Here is a 10,770-nt window from a genome sequence, read left to right as displayed (position 1 = left end):
AGCTTGGCGTGCGCATCGCGCTCGACGATTTCGGCACCGGCTATTCGTCGCTGAGCTATCTGCAGCGCTTCCCGTTCGACAAGATCAAGATCGACCGTGCCTTCATCAAGGATCTCGCCGGGACCGGCGCGTCGTCCACGATCGTTCAGGCCGTCGTGAACATTGCCGCCGCGAGCGACATGACGACGACCGCCGAGGGCGTCGAGACCGAGCAGCAGCGCAGTCTGCTTCGGACTCTCGGCTGTACCGAGATGCAGGGCTACCTGTTCAGCCGGCCGGTGCCGGATGTCGAGATCCGCAGGCTGCTGTCCTCGCATCGCGAGGATGCCGTCTCGGTCGCCTGACCGCCGGCAGCTTTCCCTGTGTGATTCCGGCCACGGAATGCCGCGCGAGCGCCGGCCATCTTGTTGATACGCAACAAGAGGGCCCCGCCATGTACTATCTCGTGAATGCGCTTCTCGTCCTGGCGATCGCGTTCTTCTTCTTCCTGCCGATGACTGATCGCCGCACGGCGCGGATGAAGCTCTGCATGGTGTGCGCGCTTGCCGTCGCGCTGACGGTGTCGGCGACCATGTCCCGGCCGCACGATGCGGCGCCGGTGATGGCGTCCAAGGGTTAGGCGCGGACGCTGGTCTCAATCGCGGGCTGCGATTGCCGGTGCCAAGAATTTGTTGACGGGACCTAATCCTTTGTACACTAGTACAAATCGCGCCGGCACCGCTCGCCCGAGCGGAAAGACGTCGGCGGCGTCGTGCGAGGAGACCGCCCCATGCAGCCGGAACCGATCTTCGATCTCGCTCATCTCGGGCACATGGAGCTGCTGACGCCGAAGCCGGACGAGAGCCTGACGTTCTTCGTCGACGTGATGGGCATGACGGTCAGCGGCCGACAGGGCGAGTCGGTCTATCTGCGCGGCTGGGACGACTATGAGCGTTACTCGCTGAAGCTGACCGCGTCGAAGACCTCGGGCATGGAGCACATGGCGCTGCGGGCGCGCAGCCGGCAGGCGCTCGAGCGCCGTGTCGCCGCGCTGAAGGGCTCCGGCTTCGACATCGGCTGGATCGACGGCGACATGGGGCAGGGACCGGCATTTCGCTGCCGCGACCCCGACGGCCACGTCATCGAACTCTATTACGAGACCGAATGGTACGAGGCGCCGGCCGGGCTGAAGCCTGCGTTGAAGAACCAGGCGCAGCGCTTTCCGGCCCGCGGCGTCAACGTCCGCCGGCTCGACCATCTCAACTGCCTCGCGGTCGACATCAAGGCCAATCGCCTGTTCTTCGAGAACTACCTAGGATGCCGAACCACCGAGCAGATCGTGCTCAACGACGGCACGGAAGCGGCGATGTGGATGACGATGTCGAACAAGAGCTACGACTTCGCCTATACGCGCGACCACTATGGCAAGCGCGGCCGGTTTCACCACGTGACCTATGCGCTGGACAGCCGCGAGGAGATCCTGCGGGCCGCGGATATTTTCCTCGAGCACGGCGTGCATATCGAGACCGGGCCGCACAAGCACGCGATCCAGCAGACTTTCTTCCTCTATGTCTATGAACCCGGCGGCAACCGCGTCGAGGTCGCCAATGCCGGAGCCCGCCTGATCCTCGCGCCGGACTGGAGGCCGATCGTGTGGACCGAGGAGGAGCGCAAGAAGGGCCAGGCGTGGGGGTTGAAGACGATCGAGTCGTTCCACACCCACGGCACGCCGCCGGTGATCGACTAGGCGCCGGACTGCGGCAAGCGGACCGATCGCGCGCGTCGATACGCCGCCACATACAGGCGCGGACACTGACGACAACATCGACGCACAACCATATGATCCGGGTCGAAAGGGCGAACGCTGCGCAGCGCGCGGGATGTGAACCGGTGGAAACAGGCACAATGGCTGGCAAGACCTCCAAGAAGTCGGCGAAGAGCGCCAAGAAGAGCGCAAAGAAGGCAGCCGTCACGCGCGGGGCTGCAAAGCCGCGTCTGCTCGCGGGCGGCAATCCGCAGATCGCAAAGGGAGTTGGTGACGCGCCTGTGCAAGCGTATATCGCGGCGATGCCGGGGTGGAAAAGCGAGGTCGGACGCAAGCTTGACGCGCTCATCGTGCGGACCGTCCCCGGCGTGCACAAGGCGGTGAAGTGGAACTCGCCGCTCTACGGCATGGCAGGCGAAGGCTGGTTCCTCGGCATCCATGTCTTCACCCGCTACATCAAGGTGGCGTTCTTTCGCGGCGCATTGCTGCGTCCCGTGCCGCCGGGCGAGTCCAAGCAGCAGCACACGCGCTATCTCAACATTCATGAGAACGACGAACTCGACGAAGCCCAATTCACCGCCTGGGTGAAGCAAGCCAGTCGATTGCCCGGCGAACGGATGTGAGCGGCCGCGCAAGCACGGACCGGTGAGCAGCGGCCATCACGCGCCGTCGGTGCGGCTATGCACGCGCGATCATTGCCTCGCCTCGGGCGTTTGGTGTTAGGCTGAACCAAAGCACGATGAATCGTCATCGCGCTTTGGATTGTTGTCCTGGCATGGTCTCCGCGCAAACGCTTTGCGTTTGTCGCGAGGGAAAACCGCTTGGCACTTTCCCGGATCATGCTCTGGTAGCGTCAGAGGAAAACGTCGATGAGCGAACACACGACGGATAAGCGCGTGCGAGAGGCGTCTCGCAGGCGATTTCTTCAGGCGGGTGCGGCACTGGCCGGAGGCTCCGCGATGGCGGGAGTTGCCGGTTCTCCTGCGCTTGCCGAACAGGGGAATAATCTTCCGCCCAACGTGCCGGAATGGATGAAAGCGCCCGGCGACCCGATGGGAAGCCAGCCCTATGGCGCGCCATCGGTTCACGAGAAGGGCGTCGTCAAGAACATCTCGAAGACGCTGCCGCAATATATCTCGGCGTCGGGCCGCACGCCGTTGCAGGAGCTAGACGGCATTATCACGCCGAACGGCCTGTTCTACGAACGCCACCATGGCGGCGTGCCGACCATCGATCCGGCCGAGCATCGGCTGATGCTGCATGGCATGGTCGATCGCCCGCTGGTGTTCACGATGGCGGACATCCGCCGCTTTCCGTCGCAGTCGCGCATCCATTTCCTGGAGTGCTCCGGCAATCCGGTCTACACCAAGCCCTACGGCAAGACGGCTTCCGACCTCGTCGGCCTCCTGAGCTGCGCCGAATGGACCGGCGTGCCGCTCAAGACCGTGCTCGACGAAGCGGGCTTGCAGCCGGGCGCCAAATGGGTCGTCGCCGAAGGCGCCGATGCCGCCGCGCTAACGCGCTCGATCCCGATCGAGAAATGCCTCGACGACGCCATGCTGGTCTACAGCCAGAACGGCGAGCGGCTGCGTCCGCAACAGGGCTATCCGCTGCGCCTGTTGCTGCCCGGCTTCGAGGGCAACATGAACGTGAAGTGGCTGCGCCGGCTCAAGGTCACCGCCGAGCCGGCCTATTCGCGCGAAGAGACTTCGAAATACACCGACCCGATGCCGGACGGCACGTCGCGCGAATTCACCTTCTACATGGAGGCCAAGTCGATCATCACGCGGCCGTCGGGTGGGCAGAAGCTGACCACACACGGCTTCCACGAGATCACCGGGATAGCCTGGAGCGGCCACGGCAAGATCAAGAGCGTCGAGATCTCGCTCGACGAGGGCAAGAGCTGGCAACAGGCGGAGCTTCAGGAGCCGGTGCTGACGCGCGCGCTCACGCGCTTCCGTTTGCCCTGGCACTGGGACGGCACTCCCGCAGTGATCCAGAGCCGCGCTATCGACGAGACCGGCTACACGCAGCCGACGCTGGCGGAATTGGTCAAGGTGCGTGGTCTCAACTCGTTCTACCACAACAACGCGATCTGGCCCTGGCGCATCGATGCGAATGGCGAGGTGACCAATGCCCAGGCGTAACCTGAAGGCGGCGTTCGTCGTGGGTGCGGTTGCGATGCTTGCTGCTGCAGCGCAGGCCGACGATCGCTATGGCATCGGGCGTCCGGCAACGCCTGCCGAGATCGCAGGCTGGAACATCGATATCGGCCGCGATGGCTCCAACCTGCCGCCGGGCAGCGGCAGTGTCGAGCGCGGCCGCACCGTGTTCGCCGAGCAATGTGCGGCATGCCACGGCGACAACGGGCAGGGCGGCGTCGGCGACCGTCTGGTCGGCGGACAGGGCACGCTGGCAAGCCCGAAGCCCATCCGCACCGTCGGCAGCTACTGGCCCTATGCCCCGACCCTGTTCGATTACATCCGCCGCGCGATGCCACAGAACGCGCCGCAATCGCTGAGCAATGAGGACGTCTACGCGGTGTCCGCCTACATCCTCAGCCTCAACGGCGTCGTCCCCGCCAATGCCGTGCTCGACGCCAGGTCGCTCGCCGCCGTCAGGATGCCGAACCGCGACGGCTTCGTCTCCGACCCGCGGCCTGACGTGCATAACCATTGAGTGGCGAGCCACAGCCGGCCGGCTCGCAGCATCGTGACGCCGTAGCCCCGTGCGCTGAAGATTGCCGTCCCCATATCCGTTAGGGGCGGCTCGGCCGGCCTTCGACAGGTTTCCATTGATCGACAGGAGTGGTCGCATGTCCGGATTGAGGGCGGTTGCCGCCGCTATAGTGCTTGCAGGGATGACGTTTTCTCCGGTCGTTGCCCAGATTTCGGAGCCGGCGCTGTTTGACGCGCAAAATCCCGGGCGCAGCGCAATCAACGGCGGCGCCCTGACGCCATGGGGTGAGGCTCAGGCGGCGGGGCAACGTAGCGGCAACCCGGAGAACGCCTACGGCGCCATGCCGCAGGCGCCGTCCTCGTCCTGCGCTCGCTACCGCTCGTTCGATCCGGCGTCCGGCACTTTCCTTGGCCGCGACGGCCGTCGCCATCCCTGCCAATAGGACCCGCCACGCCGCTTGGCGGTGGATAAGGGCTCCGGCTATCGCGCGGCGTGCGAACGCCCGCGCGTCGAGCGCGTTATAGTTCGCCGATCGCGGCGGCCCGCTGGACCCGAGCGGCGGAGGACATCAGACGTGACCGACATCCTGGCCGGCTTCTGGGATCGAAAATCGACCACTGAGCTGTTGCGCGAGGCGGCGCGCGCCGACGGCGACGCGGAGACGCCGGTCTTCAAACGCTCGCTCTCGGCGTTGCAACTGGTCACGCTCGGCATCGGCGGCATCATCGGCGCCGGCATCTTCGTGCTGACGGGGCACGCGGCCGCCGCCAATGCCGGCCCCGCCGTCACGCTCTCCTTCATGCTCGGCGCCGTCGCCTGCGCCTTTGCCGGCCTGTGCTACGCCGAGATGGCATCGACGGTGCCGATCTGCGGCAGCGCCTATACTTACGCATATGCCACGCTCGGTGAATTGATCGCCTGGATCATCGGCTGGGACCTGATCCTCGAATATGCCGTCGGTGCGATCGCGGTCTCGGTCGGATGGTCCGGCTATTTCGTCAGCTTCATGCGCGATTTCGGCATCAACCTGCCGCACCAATTCACCTCGGCGCCGCTCGCCTACGACACCAACACGGGGGCGTGGTCGTCGACCGGCGCGGTCATCAACATCCCGGCGATGGCGATCATCGCTTTCGTCACCACGCTGCTCGTGGTCGGCATTCGCGAGTCCGCGCGCTTCACCAGCTTCGTCGTCGTGGTCAAGCTCGTCGTCATCGCATTGTTTCTCGCCGCCGCGGCCTCCTCGGTCTCGCTGGCGAACTGGGTGACGGCGGGCAATCCGGAGGGCGCGCTGATCCCGCCGAATGCCGGTCCCGGTGCATTCGGCTGGTCCGGCGTGGTCCGCGGTGCGGCGGTGGTGTTCTTCGCCTATATCGGCTTCGATGCGATCTCGACCGCGGCGCAGGAGGCGAAGACGCCGGAGCGCGACATGCCGATCGGCATTCTCGGCTCGCTCGTGATCTGCGCCGCGCTCTATGTCGCCGTCGGCTTCGTGCTGACCGGCATCGTGCCGTACGACAAGCTCAGCGTGCCGGATCCGATCGCCGTCGGCATCGATGCGGTTGGCATCGGTTGGCTCGGTCCGTTCATCAAGCTCGGCATCCTGTTCGGACTGACGTCGGTGATCCTCATCATGCTGCTGGCACAGCCGCGGATCTTCCGCGCCATGGCGCATGACGGGCTGCTGCCGGGCCTTGCCGCAAAAATCCATCCGCGCTTCCAGACCCCCTATGTCTCGACCATCTTCGCCGGCACCGTCGCCGCCATTCTCGGCGGGCTGCTGCCGATCGGGCTGGTCGGCGAGCTCGTCTCGATCGGCACGCTGTTCGCATTCACCGTGGTCTCGATCGGAACGCTGGTGCTGCGCATCCGCGATCCGCAATTGCCGCGCCCGTTCAAGGCTCCGGCAATCTGGCTGGTGGCCCCCGCTGCCGCCGGAACCTCGCTGTTCCTGATGCTCGGCCTGCCAGTCGACACCTGGATCAGGCTCGCGGTGTGGCTCGTGATCGGGCTGGTGATCTATGCGGCCTATGGCAGACGCCACAGCCGGCTGCGGGCGGGCGGTGAGAGCGTCGCGGGCCTATAGTGCGCACGCGAGCGGCCTGCTAGGTTTGCGCGCTGAGATCGCATCATAAAGCCGCGATAGTCGGCGCAAGTCCCGGGAGGCCTCCATGCAAAATTCAACGGTGCGCGCGCGGTGGATCGCCGCCGCGATAGTTTCGATCGGCATCGCGACGGTTGCTCCCGCGCGCGCCGCATCGGTTGCGCCGGTTGCCGCCGAGAACGGCATGGTCGTCTCCGCGCAGCATCTCGCGACGCAGGTCGGCATCGAGGTGTTGAAGCGCGGCGGCAACGCGATCGACGCGGCGGTTGCCGTCGGTTACGCGCTTGCGGTGGTCTATCCCGCCGCCGGCAATCTCGGTGGCGGCGGGTTCATGACCATCCAGCTTGCCGACGGCCGCAAGACCTTCCTGGATTTCCGCGAAACCGCGCCAAAGGGTGCCACCGCCAACATGTATCTCGACAAGGACGGCAAAGTCATCGCCGACCTGTCGACCAAGGGGCACCTCGCTGTCGGCGTGCCGGGCTCGGTGGCCGGCATGGAATATGCGCGCGAGAAGTACGGCACGATGAAGCGCGCGGACGTGATCGCGCCGGCGCTGCAACTCGCCGAGGACGGCTTCCTGCTGGACCAGGGCGACATCAGCATGTTCCAGACCGCGACCAAGGATTTTCAGGACGATCCGGCCTCGGCCGCGATCTTCCTCAACAATGGCAAGCCGTTCCAGGTCGGCGAGCGGCTGACGCAGCACGAGCTCGCCGAGACGCTGCGCGAGATCAGCAAGCGCGGCACCGATGGTTTCTACAAGGGGTGGGTGGGGGCGGCGATCGTCGCCTCGAGCCAGGCCGGCAAGGGCCTGCTCACCCAGGAGGACCTCGACAATTACAAAGTCCGTGAGCTCGCGCCGGTCGAATGCGACTATCGCGGCTATCACGTGGTTTCGGCGCCGCCGCCAAGCTCGGGTGGCGTTGTCATCTGCGAGGTGCTGAACATCCTCGAGGGCTATCCCCTGAAGGAGCTCGGCTACCACTCCGCGCAGGCCGTGCACTACCAGATCGAGGCGATGCGCCACGCCTATGTCGATCGCAACAGCTATCTCGGCGACCCGGATTTCGTGAAGAATCCGCTCGAGCGCCTGCTCGACAAGAATTACGCCGCCAAGATCCGCACCGCGATCGACCCGGCCAAGGCCGGCGTGTCCAAGGACATCAAGCCCGGTGTGCCGCCGCACGAAGGCAGCAACACCACGCACTATTCGATCGCCGACAAGGACGGCAACGCGGTGTCGGTCACCTACACGCTCAACGATTGGTTCGGCGCCAAGGTGACCGCGGCCAAGACCGGCGTGCTCCTGAACGACGAGATGGACGACTTCACCGCCAAAGTGGGGGTGCCGAACCTCTACGGCCTGGTGCAGGGCGAGGCCAATTCGATCGTCCCGGGCAAGCGCCCGCTGTCCTCGATGAGCCCGACCATCGTCACCAGGGACGGCAAGCCGGTCATGGTGGTGGGCACGCCCGGCGGCAGCCGCATCATCACGGCCGTGCTGCTGACGATGATCAACGCCATCGACTACGGCATGAACGCGCAGGAGGCCGTGGATATGCCGCGCTTCCACCAGCAGTGGCTACCGGAGGCGACCAATCTCGAGAATTACACGCTGTCGCCGGATACGCGGAAGATGCTGGAAGGCATGGGCCACAAATTCGGCCCGCCGCAGCCGGCCAACCACCTCGCGGTGATCGTCATCGGCGCGCCGTCGCTGGGCGGCGAGCCGGTCGGCAACAACCGCTTCTATGGCGCAAACGACCCGCGCCGCAATTCAGGGCTGGCGGCCGGCTACTGATTGTCGTCGTACGATCGCGCGGCGGCCGGGCAGGGCTCGCCGCCCGGTCGATCTCGCCTCAGGCGATGGCGCTCGATCTGCCGTCGTCGTGCCCGCCGGTCAGCAGCAAGCGCCGGCGGATCGCATCCTCGATCAGGGCCAGCGATTGCCTGGCTTCGCGTGCCTCGGCTTCGGCGGCCTGGGCGCGGAATTCGGCGGCATCGAGCTGCTCCTGCTGCGACTCGATACGTCGCCTGGCCTCCTCGAGTGCCCGGGAGGCGTCCCGCAGCTTACGCTCGGTGGCGGCGATGATTTCGAGCTGCGCCTGTTCGGCCGCCTCGGCGCGGGCCTCGCCGGCGCGGGCCCTGTCCTCGATGCTGCGGAACAGATCCGCCGCCTGATAGACGAGGTCCAAGGCCTCGGTGCCCATCGCCGATGTGGGTGGTTTCGGAAATCCAACGATATTCGGGTCGACGGCAAACGGCCGTTTAAATCCGCGCAGTGCCATGCAAGTCAGCCCCTCGCGAGTCGCGTGTACCCCAACAACTTGGGGTAGTTATAGTTAATGGGTCGTTAATCGGATGGGCCGGCCGGCACTGTCCACCGGTTTCTGATGCCGCAATCCCCGTAGCGGCAGCCGGGTAGTGGAAGCGGTGGCAGGACTCGCGCTTTTCTTTCGCGGCGCGCTCATCGCGCAAGCGCCGCGATTGCAGGCCGGAGCGCCGCGCGGCGATGGGTGGGCGAATCGAGGGACGGAGGCGGGAAGGCCGATGCAATTCTGCGGAGCATCCCCGGGGTCGGGGACGGCTGATTTGGCTGCGCGCCGACCCGGGCTCTATGGCATAAGTTTGACGTCTGACGCGCTTTAATTCTCCTGTGTTGAATTGCAGGTCCATGGTGCGACCGATATACCGGGCGGCCTAAGTGGCACGCAGCGCACTCAGAACGAGCGACGTATTCGCCACGGAAAATCTGGTCGATGAAATTTCTGTTGCGGTTCTTCGGGTTCCTGTTCACCGCAGGAACCATCCTGTTCCTGGCCGGTCTGGCCGCGGTCGCAGGGCTGTTCTGGCATTTTTCCAAGGACCTGCCCGACTATTCGCAGCTTCAGAACTACGAGCCGCCGGTGATGACCCGCGTGCACGCGGCGGATGGATCGCTGCTGGGCGAGTTCGCCAAGGAGCGGCGGCTCTATCTGCCGATCCAGGCCGTGCCGAAGCTCGTGATCAACGCCTTCCTCGCGGCCGAGGACAAGAATTTCTACGAGCACGGTGGCGTCGACTACACCGGCATGGCGCGCGCCGGCGTCGCCTACATCCAGAACTTCGGTTCCAACCGCCGTCCGCAGGGTGCTTCCACGATCACCCAGCAGGTCGCCAAGAACTTCCTTCTGACCAACGAGGTGTCGTTCACCCGCAAGATCAAGGAAGCCCTGCTGGCGATGCGAATCGAGCGGGCCTACTCCAAGGACAAGATCCTCGAGCTATATCTCAACGAAATCTATCTCGGCCTCGGCGCCTACGGCATCGCGGCCGCCTCGCTGGTTTATTTCGACAAGTCCGTCAATGAACTGACCGTTGCCGAAGCGGCCTATCTGGCGGCGCTGCCGAAAATGCCGGCCAGCCTGCATCCGGTGCGCAACCATGCGCGCGCCGTCGAGCGCCGCAACTACGTGATCGACCGCCTGCAGGAGAACGGCTGGATCACCGCTGCCGACGCCGACAAGGCGCGCAAGGACCCGCTGACCGTCACCAACCGCAGCAACGGCGCCCACACCTTCGCCGGCGAATATTTCTCGGAAGAAGTCCGCCGCGACATCTTCGAGCGCTATGGCGAGAAGAAGCTCTACGAAGGTGGCCTGTCGGTGCGCACCACGCTCGATCCCAAGATCCAGGTGATGGCGCGCAAGAGCATGGTGGCGGGGCTCGTGAACTATGACGAGCAGCAGGGCTATCGCGGCGCGATCCAGAAGCTCGATCTCACCAGTGACTGGGGCGTCCCGCTCGCCGAGATCAAATCGCTCTCGGACATCTCGCCATGGCGTATGGCGGTGGTGCTGGAGAGTAACGACCAGTCGGCGCGGATCGGCTTCCAGCCCGGACGCGAACTCGGCGGCGCCATCAGCAAGCAGCGCGAGACCGGCATCGTCACGCTGGAAGGCGTGCGATGGGCGCGGGCACTGTCCGGCCCCTACAAGGGCAAGACGCCGACCTCGGTGGCGCAGGTGCTGCAGCCCGGCGACGTGATCTACGCCGATCCGCTGTTCACCAAGGACGGCAAGGCCGTCGAAGGCCAGTACCGGCTGCGCCAGGTTCCCGAACTGTCGGGCGCGATGGTGGCAATGGATCCGCACACCGGCCGTGTGCTCGCTATGGTCGGCGGCTTCTCGTTCGACCAGAGCCAGTTCAACCGCGCGACGCAGGCCTACCGGCAGCCCGGTTCGACCTTCAAGCCGATCGT

General features: G+C 65.3%; 11 protein-coding genes. 10 read left to right on the top strand and 1 reads right to left on the bottom strand.

Going from position 1 to position 10,770, the window contains the following annotated elements:
- The 9 genes from AC628_RS17395 to ggt form a co-directional block, all read left to right on the top strand.
- Positions 1–344: EAL domain-containing protein (locus AC628_RS17395; protein ID WP_143201655.1), on the top strand; the 344-nt coding region annotated here is incomplete at its 5' end.
- Positions 345–433: 89 nt separating this feature from the next.
- The gene (locus AC628_RS17390) at positions 434–619 is read left to right on the top strand and encodes a hypothetical protein (protein ID WP_050627033.1); all 186 of its coding nucleotides are present in this window, start codon (positions 434–436) and stop codon (positions 617–619) included.
- 150 nt (positions 620–769) lie between these two features.
- Entirely contained in the window at positions 770–1,726 is a 957-nt protein-coding gene (locus AC628_RS17385; RefSeq protein WP_074128014.1) for a catechol 2,3-dioxygenase, read from the top strand.
- 158 nt (positions 1,727–1,884) lie between these two features.
- A complete protein-coding gene (locus AC628_RS17380; RefSeq protein WP_074128013.1) occupies positions 1,885–2,367 on the top strand; it encodes a DUF1801 domain-containing protein in 483 nt (160 codons plus the stop codon).
- A 246-nt stretch (positions 2,368–2,613) separates the two neighbouring features.
- Positions 2,614–3,891 carry a sulfite dehydrogenase gene (gene soxC, locus AC628_RS17375; RefSeq protein WP_074128012.1) on the top strand — a complete coding sequence of 426 codons (1,278 nt, stop codon included), beginning with the start codon at positions 2,614–2,616 and terminating at the stop codon, positions 3,889–3,891.
- On the top strand, positions 3,878–4,423 hold the full coding sequence (locus AC628_RS17370) for a c-type cytochrome (protein ID WP_074128011.1): 546 nt from the start codon (positions 3,878–3,880) through the stop codon (positions 4,421–4,423). The genes soxC and AC628_RS17370 overlap by 14 nt, the downstream gene beginning before the upstream one ends.
- 136 nt (positions 4,424–4,559) lie before the next feature.
- Positions 4,560–4,865: a BA14K family protein gene (locus AC628_RS17365; protein ID WP_074128010.1), complete on the top strand. Its 306-nt coding sequence runs from the start codon at positions 4,560–4,562 to the stop codon at positions 4,863–4,865.
- 144 nt (positions 4,866–5,009) lie between these two features.
- Positions 5,010–6,509, top strand: coding sequence for an amino acid permease (locus AC628_RS17360; protein ID WP_074128015.1), 1,500 nt, complete (start codon positions 5,010–5,012; stop codon positions 6,507–6,509).
- A gap of 85 nt (positions 6,510–6,594) precedes the next feature.
- Positions 6,595–8,331, top strand: coding sequence for a gamma-glutamyltransferase (ggt, locus tag AC628_RS17355; protein ID WP_083632965.1), 1,737 nt, complete (start codon positions 6,595–6,597; stop codon positions 8,329–8,331).
- 58 nt (positions 8,332–8,389) lie between these two features.
- On the opposite strand, the gene AC628_RS17350 is transcribed toward ggt, so the two are convergent.
- Positions 8,390–8,818, bottom strand: coding sequence for a hypothetical protein (locus AC628_RS17350; RefSeq protein ID WP_245321211.1), 429 nt, complete (start codon positions 8,816–8,818; stop codon positions 8,390–8,392).
- 471 nt (positions 8,819–9,289) lie between these two features.
- Here AC628_RS17350 and AC628_RS17345 point away from each other — a divergent pair.
- The coding region (locus AC628_RS17345; RefSeq protein WP_210190219.1) for a penicillin-binding protein 1A at positions 9,290–10,770 on the top strand (1,481 nt) is incomplete at its 3' end.

The sequence above is a fragment of the Bradyrhizobium sp. NAS96.2 genome (assembly GCF_001908235.1).
Taxonomy (GTDB): Bacteria; Pseudomonadota; Alphaproteobacteria; order Rhizobiales; family Xanthobacteraceae; genus Bradyrhizobium.
Note: the sequence above shows the minus strand (reverse complement) of the source record. Positions and strands in the feature narration are given on the sequence as shown.